The 24,424-nt window shown below is 71.4% G+C and carries 23 protein-coding genes; 13 read left to right on the top strand and 10 right to left on the bottom strand.

Going from position 1 to position 24,424, the window contains the following annotated elements:
* Positions 1-68: 68 nt before the first annotated feature.
* Positions 69-830 carry a FadR/GntR family transcriptional regulator gene (locus B0I32_RS33780; protein ID WP_106246899.1) on the bottom strand — a complete coding sequence of 254 codons (762 nt, stop codon included), beginning with the start codon at positions 828-830 and terminating at the stop codon, positions 69-71.
* Positions 831-1,013: 183 nt separating this feature from the next.
* On the opposite strand from B0I32_RS33780, the gene B0I32_RS33775 reads away from it, so the two are divergent.
* The 5 genes from B0I32_RS33775 (at position 1,014) to manD (ending at position 6,501) form a co-directional block, all read left to right on the top strand.
* Complete coding sequence (locus B0I32_RS33775) at positions 1,014-2,261, top strand: ABC transporter substrate-binding protein (RefSeq protein WP_219912131.1); 1,248 nt, start codon at positions 1,014-1,016, stop codon at positions 2,259-2,261.
* A 72-nt stretch (positions 2,262-2,333) separates the two neighbouring features.
* A complete protein-coding gene (locus tag B0I32_RS33770) occupies positions 2,334-3,275 on the top strand; it encodes a carbohydrate ABC transporter permease (RefSeq protein ID WP_181308058.1) in 942 nt (313 codons plus the stop codon).
* Complete coding sequence (locus tag B0I32_RS33765; RefSeq protein WP_106246705.1) at positions 3,272-4,087, top strand: carbohydrate ABC transporter permease; 816 nt, start codon at positions 3,272-3,274, stop codon at positions 4,085-4,087. The genes B0I32_RS33770 and B0I32_RS33765 overlap by 4 nt, the downstream gene beginning before the upstream one ends.
* A 4-nt stretch (positions 4,088-4,091) precedes the next feature.
* Positions 4,092-5,240, top strand: coding sequence for a galactonate dehydratase (gene dgoD / locus B0I32_RS33760; RefSeq protein WP_106246704.1), 1,149 nt, complete (start codon positions 4,092-4,094; stop codon positions 5,238-5,240).
* 31 nt (positions 5,241-5,271) lie between these two features.
* Entirely contained in the window at positions 5,272-6,501 is a 1,230-nt protein-coding gene (manD, locus tag B0I32_RS33755) for a D-mannonate dehydratase ManD (RefSeq protein WP_106246702.1), read from the top strand.
* Positions 6,502-6,569: 68 nt separating this feature from the next.
* On the opposite strand, the gene B0I32_RS58025 is transcribed toward manD, so the two are convergent.
* The gene (locus tag B0I32_RS58025) at positions 6,570-6,851 is read right to left on the bottom strand and encodes a DUF3040 domain-containing protein (protein ID WP_181308057.1); all 282 of its coding nucleotides are present in this window, start codon (positions 6,849-6,851) and stop codon (positions 6,570-6,572) included.
* A gap of 152 nt (positions 6,852-7,003) precedes the next feature.
* Here B0I32_RS58025 and B0I32_RS33745 point away from each other — a divergent pair, with 152 nt between their 5' ends.
* Together B0I32_RS33745 and B0I32_RS33740 are read left to right on the top strand one after the other, a co-directional pair.
* Positions 7,004-7,522 (top strand): MarR family winged helix-turn-helix transcriptional regulator, encoded by a 519-nt coding sequence (locus tag B0I32_RS33745; RefSeq protein WP_106246699.1) that lies wholly within the window; start codon positions 7,004-7,006, stop codon positions 7,520-7,522.
* A 54-nt stretch (positions 7,523-7,576) separates the two neighbouring features.
* A complete protein-coding gene (locus tag B0I32_RS33740) occupies positions 7,577-8,254 on the top strand; it encodes a hemerythrin domain-containing protein (RefSeq protein WP_106246697.1) in 678 nt (225 codons plus the stop codon).
* Positions 8,255-8,351: 97 nt separating this feature from the next.
* Here B0I32_RS33740 and B0I32_RS33735 read toward each other — a convergent pair whose 3' ends face one another.
* Genes B0I32_RS33735 through B0I32_RS33725 form a run of 3 tightly spaced genes read right to left on the bottom strand, consistent with a single transcriptional unit; the run spans position 8,352 to position 11,412 of the window.
* Positions 8,352-9,032, bottom strand: coding sequence for an aspartate/glutamate racemase family protein (locus tag B0I32_RS33735; protein WP_106246695.1), 681 nt, complete (start codon positions 9,030-9,032; stop codon positions 8,352-8,354).
* The gene (locus B0I32_RS33730) at positions 9,029-9,922 is read right to left on the bottom strand and encodes a hypothetical protein (RefSeq protein ID WP_106246694.1); all 894 of its coding nucleotides are present in this window, start codon (positions 9,920-9,922) and stop codon (positions 9,029-9,031) included. The genes B0I32_RS33735 and B0I32_RS33730 overlap by 4 nt, the downstream gene beginning before the upstream one ends.
* Entirely contained in the window at positions 9,919-11,412 is a 1,494-nt protein-coding gene (locus B0I32_RS33725) for an FGGY-family carbohydrate kinase (RefSeq protein WP_181308055.1), read from the bottom strand. Before B0I32_RS33725 ends, B0I32_RS33730 begins: the two co-directional genes overlap by 4 nt.
* A 213-nt stretch (positions 11,413-11,625) precedes the next feature.
* Here B0I32_RS33725 and B0I32_RS33720 point away from each other — a divergent pair, with 213 nt between their 5' ends.
* From B0I32_RS33720 to B0I32_RS33705, 4 genes are all read left to right on the top strand, one after another.
* Positions 11,626-12,396 carry a DeoR/GlpR family DNA-binding transcription regulator gene (locus tag B0I32_RS33720; RefSeq protein WP_181308054.1) on the top strand — a complete coding sequence of 257 codons (771 nt, stop codon included), beginning with the start codon at positions 11,626-11,628 and terminating at the stop codon, positions 12,394-12,396.
* A gap of 180 nt (positions 12,397-12,576) precedes the next feature.
* Positions 12,577-14,958, top strand: coding sequence for a rhamnogalacturonan lyase (locus B0I32_RS33715; RefSeq protein ID WP_181308053.1), 2,382 nt, complete (start codon positions 12,577-12,579; stop codon positions 14,956-14,958).
* Positions 14,959-15,095: 137 nt separating this feature from the next.
* On the top strand, positions 15,096-15,467 hold the full coding sequence (locus B0I32_RS33710) for a VOC family protein (RefSeq protein ID WP_219912130.1): 372 nt from the start codon (positions 15,096-15,098) through the stop codon (positions 15,465-15,467).
* A gap of 53 nt (positions 15,468-15,520) precedes the next feature.
* The gene (locus tag B0I32_RS33705) at positions 15,521-16,255 is read left to right on the top strand and encodes a methyltransferase domain-containing protein (protein WP_106246688.1); all 735 of its coding nucleotides are present in this window, start codon (positions 15,521-15,523) and stop codon (positions 16,253-16,255) included.
* A gap of 4 nt (positions 16,256-16,259) precedes the next feature.
* Here the strand turns inward: B0I32_RS33705 and B0I32_RS58020 are convergent, their stop codons facing one another.
* Positions 16,260-17,735 (bottom strand): DUF1349 domain-containing protein, encoded by a 1,476-nt coding sequence (locus tag B0I32_RS58020; protein WP_181308052.1) that lies wholly within the window; start codon positions 17,733-17,735, stop codon positions 16,260-16,262.
* Between the two features lie 151 nt (positions 17,736-17,886).
* Here B0I32_RS58020 and B0I32_RS33695 point away from each other — a divergent pair, with 151 nt between their 5' ends.
* Entirely contained in the window at positions 17,887-18,549 is a 663-nt protein-coding gene (locus tag B0I32_RS33695; protein ID WP_106246686.1) for a response regulator transcription factor, read from the top strand.
* A complete protein-coding gene (locus B0I32_RS33690; protein WP_106246685.1) occupies positions 18,546-19,697 on the top strand; it encodes a sensor histidine kinase in 1,152 nt (383 codons plus the stop codon). Before B0I32_RS33695 ends, B0I32_RS33690 begins: the two co-directional genes overlap by 4 nt.
* A gap of 21 nt (positions 19,698-19,718) precedes the next feature.
* Here the strand turns inward: B0I32_RS33690 and B0I32_RS33685 are convergent, their stop codons facing one another.
* The 4 genes from B0I32_RS33685 to B0I32_RS33670 all read right to left on the bottom strand — a co-directional run bounded on the left by B0I32_RS33685 (position 19,719) and on the right by B0I32_RS33670 (position 24,231).
* The gene (locus B0I32_RS33685) at positions 19,719-20,885 is read right to left on the bottom strand and encodes a DUF8189 domain-containing protein (RefSeq protein WP_106246683.1); all 1,167 of its coding nucleotides are present in this window, start codon (positions 20,883-20,885) and stop codon (positions 19,719-19,721) included.
* A 615-nt stretch (positions 20,886-21,500) separates the two neighbouring features.
* Entirely contained in the window at positions 21,501-22,070 is a 570-nt protein-coding gene (locus tag B0I32_RS61485; RefSeq protein ID WP_106246681.1) for a hypothetical protein, read from the bottom strand.
* 265 nt (positions 22,071-22,335) lie between these two features.
* The gene (locus B0I32_RS33675; RefSeq protein ID WP_106246679.1) at positions 22,336-23,091 is read right to left on the bottom strand and encodes an ABC transporter permease subunit; all 756 of its coding nucleotides are present in this window, start codon (positions 23,089-23,091) and stop codon (positions 22,336-22,338) included.
* Between the two features lie 426 nt (positions 23,092-23,517).
* Entirely contained in the window at positions 23,518-24,231 is a 714-nt protein-coding gene (locus tag B0I32_RS33670; RefSeq protein WP_106246677.1) for an ABC transporter ATP-binding protein, read from the bottom strand.
* Between the last annotated feature and the right edge of the window lie 193 nt (positions 24,232-24,424).

Raw genomic sequence — 24,424 nt, 5'->3', positions numbered from 1 at the left:
CCGGCCCGGGGCGGGCGCCGCTCATTCGCGGCGGACTCGGCGCGTCATTCCCCGCCGGGCTCGGCGCGTCATTCCCCGCCGGGCTCGGCGATCCGCTCCCACATCGACTTCATCTCGGCGAACCCCTGCTCCATGATCCGCACCATGGCCCGCCTGGCCCGCTCGCCGTCGCGGCGCTGGATGGCGTGGGCCACGTCGGTGTGCAGCTGCAGCGCCTCCTCGTCGGGATAGTGCGGCATCAGGTGGTAGTGGTGGCGGCCGGCCAGCACCTCGGCCACGATCAGCTGGAGCTCGGCGAACATCTCGTTGCCCGAGGCGACCAGCACCCGCCGGTGGAAGTCGATGTCCAGGTCGAGGAAGCGGGCCTCGTCACCCGCCTTGCCGGCGGCCCACATCTTGCCGGCGAGTCCCACTAAGTCGCTCGCCGCGTCGTCGTGCACGCGTTCGGCGGCCAGCCAGGCCGCGTACGGCTCGATCGCCGTACGCAGCTCGGTGATCGAGCGCATCTGCGCCATGCGGTCGTCCGAGGCCAGCCGCCACCGGATCACCTGCGGATCGAAGACCTTCCACGCCTCGGCGGGCTGGATCATGATGCCGACGCGGCGCCGGGTCTCGACGAGTCCCATGGAGGCGAGCACCCGCAGCACCTCGCGGATCACCGAGCGGGAGACCTGGTAGCGGTCGACCAGGTCTTCGATGCTGAGGACGGCGCCGGCGGGCGGGTCGCCGTTGCAGATGACGGTGCCGAGTTCGTCGAGGACACGAGCATGAAGCCCAGCCTCGGCAGGGGTCTGTGGGCTCGATGCGCCCCTGGGGGAGGACTGGGTCACGGACAAAGCATATCAATTGAACGTCGATACTTGAATAAGTCAGCTTTTTTGGCCTAGCATCCCGACATTAAACGGATGTTACGGATGCGTGGCGCTCTACCGGGGGGCGGCGACCATGACGAAAGGCGAGATGACGTGCGACATCGATCGATAATCGGTCCATCTCTGGCCGTGGTTGTGGCCATGAGCCTGTCCGCGTGCGGCGGCGGTGGCGACGGCGGCGGTGAGGGCGGATCGACCACGGTCCGGGTCACGCTGGCCAACCACGTGTGGACCGACAACATCAAGAAGGCGCTGCCCGAGTTCGAGAAGCAGTCCGGGCTCAAGGTCGAGGTCACCCAGCTCGGCGAGGACCAGCTCTCCGACCAGTACAACGTCAAGCTCAACGCCGGCTCGTCCGACATCGACGTGATGATGTACCGGCCCCTCCAGGAGGGCAAGCTCTTCGCCAAGAACAAGTACCTGGCGGACCTGTCGGACCAGGTGAAGGCCAACGCGAACTGGGACTTCGCCGACTTCCAGGCCGGCCCGACCGAGGCCACCACGTACGAGGGCAAGCCGGTCGGTGTGCCGATCATCACCGAGCAGGAGGTCCTGTACTACCGCAAGGACCTGCTGGAGAAGGCCGGCCTGGACGCCGCGCCGAAGACCCTCGACGAGCTGAAGGCCGCCGCCGCCAAGATCAAGGCGGCCGACCCCGGCGTCGCCGGGTTCGTCGCCCGTACCGGCAAGTCCACGGCGGTCACCCAGTTCTCGAGCTTCCTGTACAGCTTCGGCGGCGACTTCGTCGACGGCGGCGGCAAGTCGGCGGTGGCCAGCGACGCGGCCAAGCAGGCGTACGCCTTCTACGGCGGCCTGATCAAGGACTCGGGACCGGCGAACGTCAGCACCGACATGGGCTGGCCCGAGGCGATGGCCATCTTCACCCAGGGCAAGGCCGCCTTCTACACCGAGGCGAACTCCCTGTACAAGAACGCCACCGACCCGGCCAAGTCCAAGGTGTCGGACCAGGTCGGCTTCGCGCCGTTCCCCGCCGGCCCGGCCGGTTCGAAGCCGTACAACATCCCGTCGTGGGCGCTGGGCGTCAACGCCAGCTCCGAGAACACCGCCAACGCGTGGAAGTTCATCGAGTGGGCCACCGGCAAGGACCAGACGCTGGCGCAGCAGAAGTCCGGCGTGCCGGGCGCCCGCACCTCCGTCTGGGCCAACCCCGAGGGCACCTCGACGTTCCCGAAGGACCTCGCCGACGCCATCGCGGCCAGCACCAAGACCGGCGTGGGGCATGACCGCCCGCTGGTCGTGAAGGTCGCCGAGTCGCGCGAGATCGTCGGCCAGCCGATCGTGGACGCCATCACCGGCAAGGACGCCGCGGCGTCGGCCGATGCCGCCAACACCGCGTTCCAGAAGTTCCTGGACGACGAGGCCAGGTAAGCGGCGCACGCGGGTGACGGGCACGGCCCGTCGCCCGCGTCCTTCCGCAGTCCCGCCTCATCTGGAGACCTCATGGCAACGACCACCACCAAGGCGCCGCCCGGCGCCGCCGCCACCCCCGCCACGCCCGGCTGGGCCCGCTGGGTCGATCACCACCGCAAGTGGCTGTTCGCCGCGCCCGCGATGACGTTCGTGGCCGCGCTGCTCATCTTCCCCCTGGCCTGGACCGGCTACCTCAGCCTGACCGACGCCGAAGGGTCCGTGCGGGCGGAGAGCGAGTTCATCGGCCTGCGGAACTACCTCGACGTGCTCACCGACGTCGAACGGTTCTGGCCGGCCGTCGGGCGGACCGCCACGTTCACCGTCGTGGCGCTGCTGTTCGAGGTGGTCCTGGGGATGGCGATCGCGCTGCTGCTGTGGCGGCCGTTCAAGGGCGAGCGCTGGGTCCGGGTCGCCGTGCTGCTGCCGCTGGTCGCCACCCCCGTCGCGGTCGGCATGATGTGGCGGCTCATCTTCGACCCGAACATCGGCCTGGCCAACCAGGCGCTCGGCTGGGTCGGCATCGGGCCGCAGCCGTGGCTGGCCGGCCAGCACACGGCCCTGCCCACGACGATCTTCATCGACGTGTGGCAGTGGACGCCGATGGTGGTGCTGATCCTGCTGGCCGGCCTCACCTCGCTGTCGGAGGAGCCGCAGGAGGCGGCGCGCATCGACGGCGCCAGCACCTGGCAGCGCTTCCGGCACGTCACGCTGCCACTGCTGATGCCGACGCTGACGGTGGCGATCCTGCTGCGCGGCATCGACGCGCTGAAGACCTTCGACATCCTGTACGCCACCAAGGGCCGCGGCGGCGGCTCCTTCCACGAAGTCGAGACGCTCAACGTGTACGCCTACGGCCTCAGCTTCGACTACAACGAGTACGGCGTCTCCTCCACCGTCCTCATCCTCTTCTTCCTCATCATCATCGGGGCGATGTGGGCCCTGACCACCCGGCGCAAGGAGGCCCAGCGATGAGACCCCGGACCTCGTACCAGGTGTTCCGGGGGGTGGCGCTCACGGTCGTGGTGCTCGGGCTGATCGCGCCGCTGGTCTGGATGGTCGCCGCGTCGTTCAAGACGAACGTCGACATCTACGACCCCGGCAAGGCGCTGGCCTTCGTCCCCACCCTGGCCAACTACGCGACCGTGCTGCAGCAGGCGAACTACATCGAGTTCATCCTCAACAGCCTCTGGGTGGCGTTCGCCGCGACCGTGGCCTCGCTGATCCTGGGCGTGCCGGCGGCGTACTCGATGAGCCGGTTCAACATGCGCAAGTCGGCGCTGGTGGTGCTGATGGCGCGGGTCATCCCCGGCGTGTCGCTGCTGGTGCCCTGGTTCTACGTCTTCTCCAACCTGAAGATGGTCGGCGGCTTCGGGGTGCTGATCATCAGCCACATGTTCGTGTCGCTGCCGCTGGTGGTCTACATCATGATGGGCTACTTCGACAGCCTGCCGGAGGAGCTGGAGGAGGCGGCGCTGGTCGACGGGCTGACCCACGTGGGCGCGTTCCGGCGGATCACGCTGCCGCTGTCGGTGCCGGGGATCGCCACCGCGGGGATCCTGTCGTTCATCTTCTCCTGGAACAACTTCATGTTCGCTCTGGTGCTGTCCGACGCGGACACCAAGACCCTGCCCGTGGCGATCTTCGACTTCGTCGGGTACGCCAGCATCGACTGGGGCGGCCTGATGGCCGCGACCACCGTGGTCACGCTGCCCATCATGGTGATCGCCCTGTTCGTGCAGAAGTACGTCGTCTCCGGCCTGACCGCCGGCGCGACCAAGGGCTGACGGCATGACGACCATCACGCGCGTCGAGACCTTCCTGGTCGCCCCCCGCTGGCTCTTCGTCCGGGTCGAGACCGCCTCCGGCGTCGTCGGCTGGGGCGAGGCCACCTGCGAGGGACGTTCCGAGACCGTGCGCACCGCCGTGCACCAGCTCGCCGAGCTGCTGATCGGCCGGGACGCGCTGCGCATCGAGGACCACTGGCAGGTGATGACCAAGGGCTCGTTCTACCGGGGCGGGCCCATTCTGGCCAGCGCCGTGGCGGGCCTGGACCAGGCGCTGTGGGACATCGCCGGCAGGCACTTCGGCGCGCCGGTGCACCAGCTGCTCGGCGGCCCGGTCCGGGACCGGATCCGCGTGTACGGCTGGGTCGGCGGCGACGAGCCCAGCGAGGTGCGTGACCACATCTCCGCCCAGGTCGAGGCCGGGCTGACCGCGGTGAAGATGAACGCCTCCGGCCGGATGAGCCCGCTCGCCTCGGTCGCCGAGCTGGACGCCGTGGTCGCCCGGGTGGCCGCCGCCCGCGAGGTGCTCGGCGACACCCGCGACGTGGCCGTGGACCTGCACGGGCGCTTCACCCTGGCCAACGCCCGCCGGCTGGCGCCGCTGCTGGAGCCGTACCGGCCGCTGTTCCTGGAGGAGCCGGTCGTCCCGGAGAACTCGCACCTCATCGGCGAGTTCGTCCGCTCGACGCCGGTCCCGGTGTCGACCGGGGAGCGGCTCTACAGCCGGCAGGAGTTCCTGCCCGTGCTGCAGGCCGGCATCGCGGTCGCCCAGCCGGACCTCGCGCACGCCGGTGGTATCACCGAGGTACGCAAGATCGCCGCCCTGGCCGAGGTGTACGACGTGCAGCTCGCCCCGCACTGCCCGCTCGGCCCGATCGCGCTGGCCGCCTGCCTCCAGGTGGGCTTCGCCACGCCGAACTACCTGATCCAGGAGCAGAGCATCGGCATCCACTACAACCGGGGCGCCGACGTGCTCGACTACTGCGTCGACCGGGCCGCGCTGGCGTTCGCGGACGGCCACATCGAGCGGCTGACCGCGCCCGGCCTGGGCATCGAGATCGACGAGGCTTCGGTCCGCGCCGCCGACAAGCGGGGGCACGCCTGGCGCGGCCCGATCTGGCGGCACCGCGACGGCTCGTTCGCGGAATGGTGAGCCCCGTTCCTGTTGTGAGAAAGGCACCCTTGTGAAGATCATCGCCGCGGACGTCGTCGTCACCAGTCCGGACCGCAACTTCGTCACCTTGAAGATCACCACGGATGACGGGATCACCGGGCTGGGCGACGGCACCCTCAACGGGCGCGAGCTGTCGGTCGCCTCCTACCTGGCCGACCACGTCGTCCCCCTGCTGATCGGGCGGGACGCGCACCGCATCGAGGACACGTGGCAGTTCCTCTACCGCTCGGCGTACTGGCGGCGCGGGCCCGTCACCATGGCCGCCATCGCGGCCGTGGACGTGGCGTTGTGGGACATCAAGGCCAAGGCCGCCGGGATGCCCCTCTACCAGTTGCTCGGCGGCGCCTCCAGGACCGGGATCATGGCGTACGGGCACGCCTCGGGCCGGGACGAGCAGGAGCTGTTCGACTCGATCCGCCGGCACCTGGAGCAGGGTTACCGCTCGATCCGGGTGCAGACCTCCGTGCCGGGCATCAACGCCGTGTACGGCGTCGCCGCCCAGCCCAGCGTGGACGGCAAGCGCTACGACTACGAGCCGGCCCAGCGCACCCCGCTGCCCGCCGAGGAGGACTGGGACACCCGCGCCTACCTGCGTCACCTGCCCGGCGTCTTCGAGGCGGTGCGTAACGAGTTCGGTCCCGAGCTGCCGCTGCTGCACGACGGGCACCACCGGATGACGCCGATCCAGGCGGCCAGGCTGGGCAAGGCGCTGGAGCCGTACGACCTGTTCTGGCTGGAGGACTGCACGCCGGCGGAGAACCAGGACGCGCTGCGCCTGGTGCGGCAGCACACGACCACGCCGCTGGCGATCGGCGAGGTGTTCAACACCGTGTGGGACTACCAGACGCTGATCCGCGAGCAGCTCATCGACTACGTGCGCTCGGCCGTCACCCACACCGGCGGCATCACGGCCATGCGCAAGCTGCTCGACTTCGCCGCCCAGTACCAGATCAAGTCCGGCATCCACGGCCCGACCGACATCTCCCCGGTCGGCATGGCCGCGGCGCTGCACCTGGACCTGGCGATCCACAACTTCGGCATCCAGGAGTACATGCAGCACGGGGCGGCGACCAACGAGGTGTTCCGGCAGTCGTTCACCTTCGAGGACGGCTACCTGCATCCGGGTGAGCTGCCGGGGCTCGGGGTGGAGCTCGACGAGCAGGCCGCGGCGCGGTTCCCGTACCAGCCGGCCTACCTGCCGTTCAACCGGCTCAAGGACGGCACCGTCCACGACTGGTGAGCACGGGGCTCAGCCCCCGGTGCCTGGTTCGCGCGGGCGCCGGGGGCTTCGCCGTCTCTCGCCGGGCGTCAGGGCCCCTTCTCCGCTCCGCGCGAGCGGGCGTACCAGGTCCAGCCGCTCAGCCCGGCGAACAGCAGGGCCACGAACGGCGATCCGGCCAGCAGCGAGATGACCGCGAACGCCGCGCCGAACACGGTCATGATCGTGTACGCCTCCCTGGGCAGGAGCGGTGTCGCCGCCCGTTCCAGGCGCTGGGCGCCGGCGCCGAACGATCGGGCGAAGTCCGGATCGTCGTCTGATAACCGGCGCTGGATGTCCCGCAGGGCCGCACGTTCGTAATCATCGAGCACGACACACCTCCAGGGCGATGCCACCAGGCACGCTCCCACGCCACCTGGACATTTTGTATCGTAGCACGATATAAAATGAAGTCCATGGACGCTGTCACCCGCGGCCCGGGCCGCGGGTGACCCGGGAGACGCGAGAGAGAGGCGGCGCGGTCGTGGACGACGCAGCGGCGCAACCTGAGCCCCTGACCAAGCAGGACTTCGAGGCGCTGGCCAGGTTCCGCTTCGCGATCCGCGCCTACCTGCGCTTCAGCGAGGACGCGGTGCGCGCCGCCGGCCTGACCCCGCAGCAGTACCAGTTGCTGCTGGCGCTCAAGGGGTTCCCCGGCCGTGACTGGGCGAGCGTGCGGGAGCTCGCCGACCGGCTGCTGCTGCGTCACCACAGCGTGGTCGAGCTCGTCGGCCGGGCCCAGAACCAGGGCCTCGTGCAGCGGAGCGCCCATCCCAGCGACGGGCGGGCGGTGCGGGTGGCGCTGGCTCCGGCGGGCGAACGCGTCCTGACCCGCCTGGGCGCGCTGCACCGCGACGAGCTCCGGCGGATGGACACCGCGATCCTGCCCCCTGAGTGGGAAAGCGCCTCGCCTTCGCCCTCGTCCTCACCCGAGCCCTCGCCCTCGTCCTCGTCCTCACCCGAGCCCTCACCCGAGTCCGAGCCCGCGCCCTCGCCCGACTGACGCGCGTGTGCCCATCGGCTCCGGTTCGCTCCGCTCCTCTCGAAGGAAGGGATCATGGATACCCAGACGACGTTGCCCATGGAACACGCCCACCTCCTGACCCAGGTCACCGGCCGGGCCCGTGACGTGCTGCGGGTCGCCGCCCAGGACCGCTGGCCGGGCCGCGAGCTGACCGCGCTGGCCGGCTACCTGCGCGCCGAGCTCATCAGGCAGGTCACCGACGAGGAACGGCTGCTCTTCCCCGCCCACGAGGCCACGCCCGAGCTGTCCCGGCTGGCCCGCGACCACGCCCGGCTGCGCGCCTGCGTGGACACCCTCGCCGCCGCGGCCCGCGAACGCGGCGCCCGCTCCCCCGCGCAGATCGCCACGACCGTCCGCGACCTGCTCACCCAGCTCGGCGACCACCTCGCCACCGAGCAGGCGGTCCTGGCCGCGCCGGGCGGACCGGCCTCCTCCACCTCCGCCCTCGGCGCCTGCCCGCACCGCTGGTACCCGCTGACCGAGGGCCCCGCCGTCGACCTGGACGCCCTTCCGGCCGACCGGCTGACGGAGGCCATCGGCGACCGGCTGCACCGGCTGTCCCGCGGCGAGCAGCTCGATCTGTGCTCAAGCACCGACCCGGGCGACCTGTGCGACGCGCTGGCGGCCGGCCACGACGACTACGGCTTCACGTACCTGGCCTGCGGGCCCGGCTTGTGGCGAGTACGCGTCACCCACCGTCTCGGCCGCTGACCCGGCCGGCTCAGGCACTGAGACCGGCCGGCTCAGGCACTTGGCTCCGGCCGGCCGCGTCACCCCTCAGCTCGGGCGCTGGTTCCGGCCGGCCGCGTCACCCACCGGTTCGGGCGCTGGTTCCGGCCAGCTGCGCCACCCCCGACCTCGGCGACGACAGCACCGGCACGCCCGGCGCATCGTGCCCCTGCGCCGCCTCCGCCACGATCCGCGCCATGGACGCCTGGGCCAGCACCACCACGTCCACCTCCCCGCTCAGCTCCCTGAAACCGTCCAGGACCAGCCGGTCGTGGCGGGCCGGGTCGCCGGAGCGCAGCGCCTCGAAGGCCCCTTCGCACAGGTACGGCACCACCTCCCGCTCCGCCTCCTGCCGGACCGCGGCCCGCTGGACGGCCCGGGTGGTGGGGCCGAGCGTGGTGGCGAGGGTGGCCAGCACACCGACGCGCGCGCCGGACCGTACCGCCTCCTCGGCCATCGGCTCGTCGATGCGCAGAACCGGCAGCCGCGTGAACGACCGGGCCAGCTCGGCGGCCTCGCCGATGGAGGAGCAGGTGACCAGCAGCGTGCCCGCCCCGGACTCCTCGGCGTAGGAGGCGTACGACACCACCCGGCGCAGGACGTGCGGCGGCGGGCCGCCGTGCGCGATCGTGTCCTGGAGCAGGCTCTCGTCCACGAAGTGCAGCACCCGCGCGCCGGGCCGCACCTCGGCGGCCAGTTCGGCCAGCGGCGCGGCGAGAGCGGGCACCGTGTGCAACATCGCGATCGCCGTCCCGGTCATCGGGCGTTCCAGGGTCGCGCGTACTCGTCCACGATGGCGGCCAGGCTGCGCAGCCGGGGCACCGAACGCGCCCGCAGCTGCGCGGCCAGGTCAGGTTCGCCGACGACGTCGCTCCAGATGGCCCGGCCGGCCAGCATGCCCGAGGCGCCCGCCCGGCAGGCCGCCCGCACGGACGCCGGGAAGTCGTCGCGCTCCACGCCCTGCGAGAGCACCACCCACGGGACGGGGATCACCTCGTCCAGCAGGGCACACTCCTCCAGCAGCTTCTCCTCCGGCGCGGCCCCGCCGAGCGGAACCTGCGCCTTGTACAGGCTCGGCCGCAGCCCGGCCAGCTCCCGCGCCGCCTCCCTGATCGCGGCCGGCCCGTCGAACCCGGTCTCCCCGGCAGCGGGCTTGGCGACGCCTTCGAGCACGGAGAGCAGTCCGGCCGCGGCACAGCGCCGGACGAACTCGGCCGCCGTCTCCAGCCGGCGCTCCCGTTCCTCGTCGTCGCGCCAGATGAGCAGCAACTTGGCCGCCACCGCCCCGGCCGCGCGCGCGGCGGCCAGGTCCACCCGCTCGTCGATCCCGGTGTCCTCGACCGGCCCGTCCGGGTCCTGCCGCAGACTGTCCACGGCGACGATCAGCCCGCCGGGCACCACGCCCTCGGCGGCCACCTGCTCGAACCCGTAGTCCTGGTCGATCAGGAACCCGGAGCCGTACGGCCCGACCTCACGTGCCACCGCCAGCTTGAACGACGTCAGCACCTCATCGCCGACCCGCTCGCCCGTGGCGGCGGCGTACATCTGCCGCAGGCTCTCGCGCTGGTCCATGGCGACCATCGCGAACCCGCCGGAGGGGCGGGCGAGCAGGTCGAGTGTCGGCTCGGGGGTAGTGCCGGGGCTGGTCATTGGTGCTCCTGTTCTGTGCTGCAGCTTCTGGGGTTCTTCTGTGTCCCAGCTTCTGGGGTGCTCTGGGCTGTGGCTCGGGTCAGGAAACGCTCGTATGGGGGCAGGTAGGCGGCCTGAAGTGCGGGGTCGGACGGCATCGGCTCGCGCGGCAGTACGGGAACGTCCTGCAGCGACCCGCCCGCCTGCCCGGCGATGAGCGCCGCGCCCGCGCAGACCGCGTCGTCGGAACGGACCACCTCCACGGGGACGGGCGAGACGGCGGCCTTGACCCGCATCCACAGCGGAATCCTGACCTGCCCGCCGAAGACCGCCAGCCGTTCCGGCGCGGTGCCGGTCACGGCGGTGAGCTCGTCCAGCATCCAGCGGACGTGCAGGCAGGTGCCCTCAACGGCAGCGGCCAGCAGATCACCCGCCCCGTGCCCGGAGCCGACCCCTGACACCGCCACCCGCCTGTCCCGATCAGGCGCGGGCGCGACCCGGCCCCGCAGATACGGCTCAACCACGATCCCGGTAGGCAGCGGCACCCCGGCGAGCAACCCGGGCAGCGCCGTGTAGTCACGTCGTTCACCGGGCCGGGAGTGCGCGGGGTCGTCACCTGTCGGCGGGCTCAGCAGATCGAGGAGCCAGTCGAGCATCGCGCCGCTCGTCGGCAGCCCGCCGACCAGCACCGTTCCGGTTCCGTCCAGCGACGGGTCCGCCGTCACGCCCAGCGCCAGTCCCGTACGAGGGTCGGGGCGTTCCCTGGCCGGCACCATCACGGCCTCGGCAGTGCCGAGCGAGTCGGCCACGTCGCCCGGACGCCGTACCCCGGCGGCCCACGACCCCACGGCGTGATCATGACCCGCGACCACCACCGGAACGCCCGGCGCCACCCCGGGAATGGCGGCCGCCAGCCCACCGACCGGCTCCACCGCCGACACCACGGGTGGCAGCCGGTCTGCGGACAGTCCCGCCAGCGCCAGCAGGTCCTCGTCGTAGCACCCGCGCCGCACGTCGTAGGCCAGGGTGCGCGCGGCCAGCGTCGGATGAGTGCGCAGCACCCCCGTCAGCTCGTACGCCAGAGCGTCCGGCACGCTCGCCCACCACCGCATCGCCCGCAGCACCTCCGGCGCGTGGGCCCGCAACCACAGCCACTTGGCCAGCGGCGCCTTGGCGTCGGCCCACCTCCCGGTCAGCGCGTACAGAGCCACCGCGTCCCGCCCCAGCCGGGCCGCCTCCTCCGCGCCTCTGGGGTCGTTCCACCACAACATGGGACTGAGCGGGCGTCCCGACGAGTCGAGCGGCACCCCGGTCTCGGCCATCCCAGCGATCCCGATCGCCTCCGGCCCCCGCCCCGCCCGCGCGGCACACTCACCAAGCGCGTCCGACACGACGGCGACCAGCGCGGGCAGCTCGCGCGGCGTCTCCCGCCGCACCGCCGCGACACACCCACCCCACCGATCGAAGAGCCCCACCTTGACGTGAGTGGTGCCGACATCAACCCCAGCCAACAACCCGTCCTCCGCCACGACGACCTTCACCCGCTCCCCCGGGCACCGCACCACCGGCACCCTCGCTCACAGCCACCGTCGTTCCCCTCCACCCGCAGGCCCTCAGCACGCGAAGCGGCGAGAGGGGCGGGCAGGGGCCGTGGTGTCGTCATGTTGTCACTATAAATCCAGAAGTTGGCGGAAAAGCGCCAACCCATGAGGCATCATGGTCACATGAGCCGCGCCCCGGAGGCCACCAGCCTGCGCTACACGTCCGCCCCGGCGCGCCGCGAGGCGATCCTGCGCCGTATCGAGCTGGACGGGTACGCAGCCGCCACGGACCTGGTCACCCACTTGGGCGTCTCCCCCAACACCGTCCGCCGCGACCTGCGCAGACTGGCCCAGGACGGCCTCATCCGCGTCGTGCACGGCGGCGCGACGGCGGCGGACGCTACGGCGCCGCCGTTCGCCGACCGGTCGGAGCAGGCCGCCGTCGCCAAGCACGCGATCGCCGCCGCGGCCGTGCGGCATGTCGAGCCCGGCACGACCGTGGCGCTCGACTCGGGCACCACCACGCTGGAGATCGCCAAGCTGCTGCCGCCCGACGCCGGCCTCACCGTGATCACCCATTCGCTGCCCGCCATCGCCGCTTTGGCCCCCCGCCCGGACGTCACGCTGATCGGCGTCGGCGGTCAGTACGGCAGGGACACCCGCTCCTTCGGCGGCCCCGAGACCCTGGCCGCGCTCGAACACCTCAGCGTGCGGACCCTGTTCCTGGCCGCCACCGCGCTCGACGCCTCGGGGGTGTACGGGGCCACGCCGTACGAGGCCGAGACCAAGCGCCGGCTCATCTCCGTCGCCCGCAGGACGATCGTCGTGGGCGACGCGCGCAAGTTCTCCTTGAACGCCCCGATCCGGGTGTGCGACTGGGACGCGGCCGACCTGCTGGTGACGGACGGCGTCCCCGCGGGCTTCACCGGGGTCGAGGTGCAGATCGCGCCATAGGCGTTTCCGCTCACCGCCCGCCCGGCGAATCGCCTCATTTCCACTAACGACTATTTCGCGGCGAACGCCCCATTTCGCCAGGCCAGAAATCGACCGGTAACAAAGCCTTGACAGAGGCCGCCATCCACCAATACTCTCCCAGCTAAAATTATATCGATTTAATCTGCGGAGCTCGTGACCATGAGACCCCCCAGCAGCATCCGCCGAGCGCTGGCCACCGGCCTGGCCACTCTGCTCTGCCTGCCGCTCACCGCGCTCCCCTCGATCGCGGACACGGCAGGCACCCCGGGCGCCGGAGCCGCGAAGAGCACGAGCGCCTCCAAGAGCTCCAAGGCCCCGCACGCCTCCGGCCGCCACCGCCCCGGCCCCCGGCTGGAGCAGCTGGACCGCGGCCTGGTCGCCGCGTCCACCGGCGAAGGCGTCTTCCTGAGCTGGCGTCTGCTCGGGGACGAGGTCGCCGGCCACGGCCCGAACGGCATGACGGGCGCCACCTTCCGCGTCTACCGCGACGGCCGCCCCATCGCCACCGTGACCGACAGCACCAACTACAAGGACGCCAGGGGCACGGCCCGTTCGGAGTACCGGGTGGCGCCGATCGTCAAGGGCCGCGAAGGCCGTAAGAGCGATTCAGCCACGCCTTGGCTTAAAACGTTTTACGACCTTCCGCTGAAGAAGCCGGCCGACGGCGTGACCCCCGCCGGCGAGGCGTACACGTACGCGGCCAACGACCTGAGCGTCGGCGACGTGGACGGCGACGGCCGATACGAGTACGTCGTCAAGTGGGACCCGTCCAACAGCAAGGACGTCTCCCAGCGCGGCTACACCGGCAACACCTACGTGGACACGTACGAACTGGACGGCACCCTGCGCTGGCGCCTCGACCTGGGCGTCAACATCCGCTCCGGCGCCCACTACACCCAGTTCCTGGTCTACGACCTCGACGGCGACGGCCGTTCGGAGATGATGCTCAAGACCGCCCCCGGCACGAAGATCATCCGGTACGGCGGCAGGGGCCAGGTCGTCTCCGAGCGTTATGTCACGATGCCGCGCGCGGACGTCAAAGCCGGATACGCGAATACCGACGACTATCGAAAAAGCGCCGCAGACTATTTCGACCATGTCGCCGCCATGTTCGAGAAATGGCACGAGCACCCGGAGGTCGTCGCCGGACGCTGGCCGGCCACGCTCGAAGCGGCGTTCGGCATCGCGCCCAAGTACCGCTACCCGCTCTCCCACGCGGACGCCGTCGAGCTGGCCACGTACTTCGTGGACGTCTACGCGCCCGCCCGCAGCGGCAACAACCGGCTGCGCGAGTTCGCCGGCTTCGTCCTGACCGGCCCCGAATACCTGTCGGTCTTCGAGGGCGCGACCGGCCGCGAGCTGCAGACCATCCCCTACAAGCCCGGCCGCGGCGACGACGGCCTGCTGTGGGGCGACTACGCGATGGCCAGGGTCGAGCCGGGCAACCGGGTCGACCGCTTCCTGTCCTCGGTCGCCTACCTCGACGGCAGGCGGCCGTCGGCGATCTTCGCCCGCGGTTACTACACCCGCACCACGCTGGTCGCCTACGACTGGGACGGCAGGCGGCTCAAGGAGCGCTGGTACGTCGACAGCGGCCACGTCCCGATGGCCAACCCGTTCAACGCTAGTCCGCACGGCGTGGACGGCAGCGACCCCGAGTATGCCAGCCTGACCACGCAGGGCTTCCACTCGATGAGCGTGGCCGACGTGGACGACGACGGCAGGCAGGAGATCGTCTACGGCTCCGCCACCATCGACGACGACGGCGACCTGCTCTACTCCTCCTTCGCGCAGGCTCCGCCGCAGAGCAACGTGCCCGGCCAGAACGTCCGGCTCGGCCACGGCGACGCGATGCACGTCGGCGACATCGACCCCGCCCGGCCCGGCCTGGAGATCTGGACCGTGCACGAGGGCGGCGCCTGGGCCCCGTACGGCTGGGCGCTGCGCGAGGCGGCCACCGGCAAGGTGATCCACGGCGGCTACAGCGGCGTCGACACCGGGCGCGGCATGGCCGGCGACGTCGACCCGGCCGTCCCCGGTCTGGAGACCTGGTCGTCGATGCCGCCCGACCAGGCCATCCAGGCCGGCCTGTGGTCGGCCCGCGGCGAGTACCTGGGCCGCGACGCGCCCGGCACGAACATGAGCATCCGCTGGGCCGCCGACATGACCACCCAGATCGTCAACGGCACCGCCACCACGGAGCTGCAGACGCCGACGATCGACGACCGCCGGCGCGGCACGCTGCTGACCGCCGAGGGCACGCTGACCAACAACTGGACCAAGGGCAACCCCGGCCTGGTGGCGGACGTGTTCGGCGACTGGCGCGAGGAACTGCTGGTCCGCACCGCCGACAGCAGCGCCGTCCGGATGTACGTCAGCACCGAGCTGACCGACAGGAAGCTGTACACCCTGATGCACGACCCGCAGTACCGGGTGGACGTGGCCCGGCAGCAGACCGCCTACAACCAGCCCGCCTACCCGAGCTTCTACCTGGGCTCGGACATCGACTGGTCGAAGGTCCCCGTCCCATCCATCAGGTGACCGGGGTCCGGCGGGCGGGCCTCCAGGACCCGCCCGCCGGACCCCGCACCAATGGTCTGGCGGGCCGGAAAACCGCTTGCCCCGTTCAGCCACCCGTGCGAGGCTCCGCCGGGACGAGACCGGCGGAGGAGGCGGGCGTGAGCAGGTCCTCGATCTTGAACGTGACGTTCGACTGCGCCGACCCCGAGTCCATGTCGCGCTTCTGGAGCGCGGTCACCCGCTGGCCCCGCTCGAAGGTGGACATGCCGGGCAACCCGTTCTGGTGGGTGGGCCTCGACGGCGGCGGCTCCCCTCACCTCGTCTTCGTCGAGGTGCCTGAGCCGAAACGGGTCAAGAATCGCCTGCACCTCGATCTCGTGCCTCGTGACGGATCACAGGAGCAGGAGATCGCCCGGCTCGAATCGCTGGGCGCGCACCTCGTGGACGACCGCCGGAGCGTCAGCCCCGGCGGGTGGGTGATCATGGCCGACCCCGAAGGCAACGAGTTCTGTGTCGAGGGCGGCGAATAGCCCTCACCGAATCGGATGGTGACCACCCCGCGTTCCCGGGCACAACCACCTCCGTGCCAGAGAACAACTTCGACGAACACACCGCGCGCACGTACGAGGACAAATGGCCGGAGCTGTTCGATCCCGCGGTCGTCGACCCCGCCGTGGACTTCCTCGCCGGCCTGGCCGGCCCGGGCGGCGCCGCGCTCGAACTGGGCATCGGCACCGGCCGCATCGCGCTGCCGCTAAGCCGGCGAGGCGTCCGGGTGCACGGCATCGAGCTGTCGCCGGCGATGGCGGCCGAGATGGACGGCAAACCGGGCGCGGAGCACGTGGGTGTGATCATCGGCGACTTCGCCACGACGAAGGTGGGTCACGACTTCACCCTCGCCTACCTGGTCCGCAACACCATCACGAACCTGACCACCCAGGATGAGCAGGTCGAATGCTTCCGTACCGTGGCGGACCAGCTCGGACCCGGCGGCTCGTTCGTCATCGAGGTCTACATCCCCGAGCTCCGGCGCCTGCCACCGGGCCAGACCGTCCACCCGTTCACCGTGACCCCGGCGCATCTCGGGTTCGAGGAGTACGACGTGGCGTCACAGACCGCCGTCTCCCATCACTACTGGGTCGTGGACGGCCGGCTGGAGACCCGTTCGACCCCGCACCGCTACGTGTGGCCGTCCGAGCTCGACCTGATGGCCCGCATCGCCGGAATGACCTTGCGCGAACGGTGGTCCGGCTGGAACCGCGAGCCCTACACCGGCGACAGCCGGAGCCACATCTCGGTCTGGCGGAAGACGTCGTGACGGCTCAGGCGGGTGCGGCCCTCCGCCGGTGCGCGATGATCGCCGCCCCGAGGACGACGACGACGTAGCCGCAGGCCACCGTCAGACCCGCCCACGGCGCAAGCGGGTGGTGGCCTTCGAGGAGTGACGGGCCCACGTCCACGTGCGCGAACGCGGGCACGCTCTGCGTGATCGCGAACCCGGCGGCGGGAGTGATCGCCAGCAGCCATGGCGCCACCCCCGCGCTCGCCAGCAGATACGGCACCACGATCAGCGCGACGGCCAGGCCGGCGGCGAGAATCCTGCTCCTGACCAGCGCGGCCAGCCCGAGAGCCAGCAAGGCGGAGATCGCGGCCAGCGCCGCGTACCCGATGATCACCCGCAGCTCGGTGCCCAGGGTGATCGGCTGGATCGGGTTCCGGTGTGCTCGCAGCAACGCCAGCCCGGCGGGAACCACGACCCCGGCGGCCACCAGCCCGGCCACGAACGCGACCGCACCGACCACCACGGCCTCGGCCGCCAGCACGCTTCGCCCCCGTTCCGCCGGGGGGAACATGACGGCGGCCACGAGCACCAGGATCAGCCCCAGGCCCCCGCCGCTCAGCAGGAGGTCGGCACGCAGGCCGCCCTCCACCGTGGCGGGCCCGATGTCCCCGCCGCCGGTCACGACGACCTTGCCGCCCGACTCGACGGCTCCGCCCGGGTGATGCGGGGTCCTGCCGTCGGGACCGAGGGTGACGCCGACGTCGTCATGCCGCCACGAACCGCTCGCGCCCCGCAGCGTGATCCGGTCGAAGGTGGCCGTCGCCTGGGCGAAGGCCGAGGCCATCGTCCACAGCGCGCCCGGCGAGGTGGCGAAGAGCCCGATCTCGACGGTCTCCGGCAGCCCGGCCAGCCGGGCCTCGCCGACCCGGGTCCACGTCCTGCCGTCGCCGGACTCGTACCCGGTGAGGAGGTCGCCCGACCTGTCCAGCCGCAGCCACCGCGGCCCCCGCGCGGCGCTGCCGGCCACGTCGTGGATGAAGTCGTGCTGCATCCGCACCCCGTGACCGCGGGTGATCATGACGGCGGCGTACGACGTGCCCTGCTGGAGACTCCGCCTGACGAGGAGCCCCGCCTTGGCCCACGGCACCGCCCCGTGCTTGACGTTGCGCACGCCGGGCACGAGGTCCGGCTGCCGCATCTGCCCGGTCAGGTCCGACACCCGGGCGGTGATGCTGCCGTCGCCCTTGAGCGGCTGGTGCACGAAGTAGTACTTGTCGCTGACCGCCGTACCGTCGGGACCCACCAGGGGCGCGGGGCAGGGCCCCTCTCCCGCCGAGGTCACGCAGGTGCTGCGCACGCCCCCGGCGATCAGCAGTCCGAGCGACACGGTGACCAGCACGGAGGCCGCCATCGCGAGCGTCCGGCCGCGGGCGGAGCGGAGGCCGGCCCACCGCGCACGCAGCAGCCGGCGGAAGCCGTCCCGCGAGCCGGTGGGGCTGGAGGTGAAGGAACTCATGGCGACGGTTGTACGCGGCACCCGGTTCCGGTGAGGTCGCGGCCGCCGCGACCCGGCTGCGACCGGGGATCTGACATCGTTGCCCCATGGCACCCCGATCCCGTGTCCGGTCCGGCCGACCCGCCCGCACGACGGCGGGCGGTGAGCGGCGATGAGGGTCCTCGTCGTCGAGGACTTCGAGGTTCTCGCCCGCTCCATCGGCACCGGCCTGCAGCGCGAGGGCATGGCCGTGGACGTCGTCCTGGACGGGACCGCCGCCCTCGACCGCCTGGCCGCCACCCGCTACGACGTGGTGATCCTCGACCGCGACCTGCCCGGCGTCCACGGGGACGAGATCTGCCGGCGGCTGGCCCACGGCCGCTGCGAGTCCCGCGTGCTGATGCTCACCGCCTCCGGCACCATCGAGGACCGCGTCGCCGGGCTCGGCCTCGGCGCCGACGACTACCTGCCCAAGCCGTTCGCGTTCGCCGAACTCGTCGCCCGCGTCCGCGCGCTGGCCCGCCGCGCCACCCCGCCGCTCCCGCCCACGCTGACGTGGGGCGACCTCACCCTCGATCCGGCCCGCCGGACCGTGTCACGGGCGGGCCGGCGGCTGGAGCTGAGCCCCAGGGAGTTCGCGCTGCTCGAATGCCTGCTCGCCGTGCCCGGCCTGGTCGTCTCCGCCGAGGAGCTGCTCGAACGCGTCTGGGACGAGGCCGCCGACCCCTTCACCAGCGCCGTCAAGCACACCGTGCACCGGTTGCGGGTCAAGCTCGGCGACCCGCCCGTGATCGAGACCGTCCGCGAGGGCGGCTACCGCGTCGGCCCGTCATGACCGCCCGCACATCCGCCAGAAGGTCCCTGCGGACCCGGCTCGCGCTCGCCTACGCGGCGGGCGTCTACGCGGCCGGGGTGTTCGTGGTCGTCCTCGTCGACGTCCCGCTGGCCAGCGTGGAGATGACCACCCCTGTGGGCGGCCTCTCGCCGGGCGTGATCACCGGGTCGGGGCCGGGGATCAGCCTGACCCGGCTTCTCGCGGGATCCGCGGTCGCGCTGGTCCTGCTGGTCCCCGTCGCCCTGGCTATCGGCTGGTACGTCGCCGGCCGGTTCCTGCACCCGCTGCGCGCCATCACCGCCACCGCCGGGATCATCTCCGCCGGCACCCTTGACCGGCGCCTCGGCCTCGGCGAGCCCAGGGACGAGCTGACCGAGCTCGGCCACACCCTCGACGGCCTGCTCGCCCGTCTGCAGGCCGCGTTCGACGCCCAGCGCCACTTCGTGGCCAACGCCTCCCACGAACTGCGCACCCCTCTCGCCGGCCAGCGCACGCTGCTCGAAGTCGCTCTCACCGACCCGGACGCCGATGCCGGCACGCTGCGATCGGCCTGTCAGGAGGCTCTCTCCCTCGGCGAACACCAGGAACGGCTCGTCCGGGCACTGCTCGCCCTGGCCACCAGCGAGCGCGGCGTCACCCGCTGGGACGCCGTCGACCTCTCCTCCGTCGTCGAAGAGGTGCTCGCCTCCCGCCGCGAGCACGCGATCCGGGAGGGTGTCGACCTCGCCGGGCACCTGGCGCCCGCGACGACGTCCGGGGATCCGCGCCTGGTCGAGAGCCTCGTCGCGAACCTCGTCGACAACGCCGTCCGCCACAACCACGCGGGCGGGCACGTGACGGTCACCACCTGGACCTCGGGCACGGAGGCGTCCCTCACCGTCGCCAACAGCGGGCCGGTCGTCCCCGGCGACCAGGTCCCGCGCCTCTTCCAGCCCTTCCAGAGGCTCGCCTCCGAAAGCCGCGGGCGCGGCGACGGCTACGGCCTCGGCCTGGCCATCGTGGACGCCGTCGCCCAGGCCCACCAGGCCACCCTCGCCGCCGTCGCCCGGCCGGAAGGCGGTCTGTCCATCACCGTGCGGTTCCCCGCATCGTCCCTGATCACGGCCCGGACGGTCGCTCGCGCCGCTAGCAGACGCGAGCGACCATGAGGCGCACTTCGTGGAACGTGCTCAGCCGACGGCCGGGCCCGGGACCGGGGTGAAGCCGCCGAACTTGTGCGGCGGCTGGAGCGTGGGAGAGGGGTCCACGTTCAGGCCCAGGGATCCGCCGGCTAGGCGGGCCAGCAGGAGGCCGGGCCCCAGCGCGCTGACGCCGGGGCCGAACGCCGCCGGGTTGCCGGCGACGGCGCCGTCGATCCGCTCGTAACCGCGGTAGGGGGCATCGGGCGAGGCCGCCTTGTTGACGTAGAGGGCGTCGTCGGTGCCCCGGACGTACAGGGAGGTGACGTTGCCCTGGAAGCTGATGGCGGGGTCGCTGGTGGCGGTCCCGCCGAGGGGCTTCCATACGTACGGGATCGTGAACAGGTTGAGCGTCCAGACACCGCTGTCCGTGCCCCGGGCGGCGATGAAGCCGCCACCGAAGAGGGCGTCCTCGGCGACGGCGATGTTGCTGGTGACCTGGAGGTCGCCCAGCGGCTCGAACGCGGTGACGCCGCCGGCGCTCACCCTGCTGACGTAGACGCGGTGGTCGGCACCCCGGACGAACACCCGGACGGTGTCGTTCGGGACGGCGAAGGTCCGGGTGGCGGTGATGTCGCTGGTGGCGAAGCCGCCCAAACTGCTCCATCCCGCCCACGCGCCGGCGCTGAGGCTGTTGGTCCACACGGCGCCGTCCTGGCCGCGCGCGAAGATCCGCAGGCTGCCCGCCGGAGCGAGGTTGGGCACGAGCGCCTCGACGTCGCCGGTGACGGTCAGGCCGGGCACCGTCGAGTAACCGGTCACGGCGCCGGACGGGGTGATCGTGTTGGTGTAGACCTGATCGTCGGTCCCGCGGACGAAGAAGTGGGTGCCGAAGGAGTTCACCACCACCGACGGATCGCCGACGATCACCCCGCCGAGCGACTGGAGCGGCCCGAACGTGGAGCCCGAGCGGGCGCTGTAGAGCAGCGCGCCATCGGCCCCGCGCACGGCGGCACCGGTCGCGACGGGCTGACCGGCACGGTCGTAGGCCACGGCCGGGGTGCTGAGATCGGGCAGGTCAGCCGCGTAAGGCGGCGGCACGACGGCGGTCGAGACGCCGGCTGCCGAGGCGGAGGATGCGGGGGCCAGAACGCCCGCGGCGGCGGCCAGGATCGCTCCGGCCGCGAGAGCCTTGCGTAACCAGTGAGGCTGGGCCATCGAAGTCCCTTCTCGGAGAGGTGACCTTGATTCGTCTTCCGTACGCCACTTGGATCACCGGACGGTCATTCAGCCGGGCGCCTTTACAACGTAGATCACTCATCTGGCGCCAGAGTGTCGACGATCGCGACGGCGCCGCCGGGCCGGGTTCTCATGGGCGCAGGGCGTAGATGTTGCCGCCGCCGCCCGAACCCACGTCCCGACCGCCGGAGAACACCCAGGCCGGAGAGCGGATGACCGATCCGTCGGCGCACACCGGTGACACTCGGCCGAACCGTTGGCCAGAGACGCCGCGGAGCATCACCACCCCGTTGGCGAGGCCGGCCATGCACCGCCAACCCGCCGGCTCACCTTGACAGCGCGCGATCGGCCTGTCGGCGCACGTGGCGTTGCACTCCGGGATCGTTGATGTGCCGCTTGCCGGGGCGACACCTCGACCCGTGAAACACATTCCGTACACGAAAAGGGCGCCCCTGGCGGTGGAGGGGCGCCCTTGCGAGCGTGCGGCCATGTCGGCCGGCGGAAGAGGTCAGCCGGTGGGAGGCGCCAGCCGGAGGGAGGCGTCAACCGGCCGGGAGGCGCCAGCCGGAGAAAGACGCCAGCCGGTGGGAGGGGTCAGCCGGTGGGCTTCTTGACGGACACCGGCTGGGTCACGGGGTTGGTGTCCTTCTCGGACCAGGAGCCGGTGGAGAAGGCGACCGGGTAGTTCTTCCGGCCGACGCCGTCGCCCCACTTGGTGACCACGTAGTCGATCTTGATGTGGCCCTCGCCGCCGATGCCGTCCACGCCCAGGGTCTCGGGGTTGAAGCGGCCGCCGGTCAGCTCGGCGAAGGTCTTGGCGTCGAGGTCCAGCATCACACCACGGCTGGAGGGGTCGCCCGGGCCTCGGTCGCCCACGAAGAAGGGCATCTTCTTGCCCTTGTAGACGACGTAGCCCTCGGTCATGAGCGGCCAGCTCGGGCTGGCGACCAGGCCCTTCTGCATGGGCTTGCCCGCGGCGGGCAGACCGGTGTCTCCGGCGCGGCCGGAGGAGTCGTCCCAGAAGTAGGACGCGGTGGTCGAGCCTTGCAGAACGCCGCGCTGGCCGGTGCCGGTTTCGGCGTGCGCCGTGGCGGCCGAGCCGACGGTCAGCGCGGTGACGGTGGAGGCGGCGAGCAGAGCGATGGAACGCAGGCGAGCAGACATGAAGAAATTCAGGTCCTTTGTTAGGGGACGGGAACTTGCGCTCGCTGGACGAACGTAACCTGGGCAGCGTGCCGTGACGGACGCTGCGTGGAGCGCGGGAGGAATCCACTGGAGTCGGGATCCGGAGATCCGGGCGGGGCCCACCTCGAGACGTGAAGTACTGGACCCTTCGCTGGGAACGAGACCTACGTTACGGTCCAAACCGGACAAACGCAAACATAACCCCATGAAACCGGCAAAGATCTACGTTGCCGGTAAAGCGAAATCAGCGCACTTCCCTCCTCAGCACCCGCAGAACGCCCACCCCAGCGGGGATGACGATCCAGAGCACCACCGACACGGCCAGCCGCGCGGCGTCGCCGCCGGTCAGGTCGGAGCTCATCAGCACACTGATGGTCCTGTTGGGATCGAGCCACTCCCCTGCCGACTCACCCACCGGGCCGAGCTGCCCGACGAAGCTCCACAACATGGGATTGACCAGGTAGATCACAATCGCGGCCGGCGCGTTGAGCAACAGCAGCCCCAGGGCGAGCCCCTGCGCGGTGGACAGTACCGTCGTCGCGATCCAGCCCAGCACCTGGCCGGGGTCGAGCTCCCAGACGACCTGCCCGTCCTGGGCGGCCGAGGCGAGGGCGGTCGCCGGCACGGCCACCAGCAGCGCCAGCAGGCACCCGGCCACGGCCGCGGCCAGCACGGGCAGGCACTTGGCCGCCAGCACCCGGCCTCTGCGCGGCTCCAGGGTGAACGTGGTCAGCGCGGTGCGATGGCTCCACTCACCGGTCAGCGACAGGATGCCGAGCACGGGCAGCAGCGTCCCTGACGCGATCCCGGCCGTGCCGGCCAGGGTGAACAGGTCGGTCGGCCCACCGGCCAGGGCCCGGCCGACGACGAGCGCCACCGCCACCCCGATCAGGACACCCATCATGATCAGGCTGGTACGCGTGTCGAGCAATTTACGGGCCTCCACCCGCAGCAACCTCCCGAAGGGAAGGCGGTACGCAGTCGGCGTGTCGGTGGTCATCGAATACCTCCGAGAGAAACCCCGCCTTTACGCGAGGGAGAAATCGGACTCTTGTCAAGCAGGACAGGCTGCAGGCGATAGGCCGCTGGACGGATCACCGTCTGCGCACAGCGCGATGCGCACGGCTCGACAGCGTGTTCGACGGTCGCGAGAACCAAGCCGCCGAGACAGCGCTCGGACATCCCCTCGCCGCCGGGCCGGCGGAGCGGTGAAACGCCTATGGAGTTGGTGTAAGACCTCAACGAGAGATCCTCGTCTCGGGGCGGGCGACCGGCGGTGAAGCAGGAAGCCCTCACGGACGACCGTAGGAATCCCCTTCCCGTCAAGAGGGGGGAGGCGATCAAGCCAAGCCCCGATCGACGCAGGAGGCGAGATCGGCGGTCAAGCCAGGACCCATCGTCGACACGTAGGGGATGAGGGCGGTGCTCAGGCCAAGCTCCGGTCGGCCTTGGAGGTGAGGTCGAGGAAGGTCTGTTCGAGGTCGCGGCCCCGGCCGAGGTCGGCGAGGGTGCCCTCGGCCAGCACCCGGCCGCCGCCGATCATCACGATGCGGTCGGCCACCTGCTCGACCTCGTGCAGCAGGTGGGAGCTGAGCAGCACCGCGCACCCGGAGCCGGCCAGGTCGCGCAGCAGGCCGCGCATCCAGTGGATGCCCTGGGGGTCGAGGCCGTTGGCCGGCTCGTCGAGGATGAGCGCCCTGGGCCGGCCGAGCAGCGCGTGGCCGAGGCCCAGCCGTTGCCGCATGCCCAGGGAGTAGCCGCCGACGGCCCGCTTGCCCTCCTTGGGGCTCAGGCCCACCAGCCGCAGCACCTCGTCGACGCGCGAGCGGGGCAGGCCGAGCATCATGGCGCCCAGGGTCAGCACCTCGCGGCCGGAGCGGCCGGGATGCTGAGCGCCGGCGTCGAGCAGGGTGCCGACCTCGTAGCCGGGCCGCTCCAGCTCGGCGTACGGCCGCCCCAGCACGGTGCCGGTGCCCGAGGTGGGGCGGGACAGGCCGGCCAGGATCCGCATGGCCGTGGACTTGCCCGCGCCGTTGGGACCCAGGAATCCGGTGATCGTGCCCGGCTGGACGGTGAAGGACACCTCGTCCAGTGCCTTCACCTCGTTGTACGCCTTGCTGAGGCGGTGGAATTCAATCACGGGTCAAGTTCATCGAAAAGGCGGCCGGATCTCATCGGTCCTGGGTCCAGCGTTGGGGCCGAGAATGTGGACCACGGTCGGCAGTGAGGTGGACCTGGGGTGCTAAAGCCCTGGACAGGAGGTCTCTAGGCTGGGAGACGTGCAGGACCACCCCGACGAGCGCCGGCCGTCCCTCGGAGCGGGGCCGCCGCCG

This window comes from Nonomuraea fuscirosea (assembly GCF_003001935.1).
In the GTDB taxonomy this organism is placed as follows: Bacteria; Actinomycetota; Actinomycetes; order Streptosporangiales; family Streptosporangiaceae; genus Nonomuraea; species Nonomuraea fuscirosea.
Note: the sequence above shows the minus strand (reverse complement) of the source record. Positions and strands in the feature narration are given on the sequence as shown.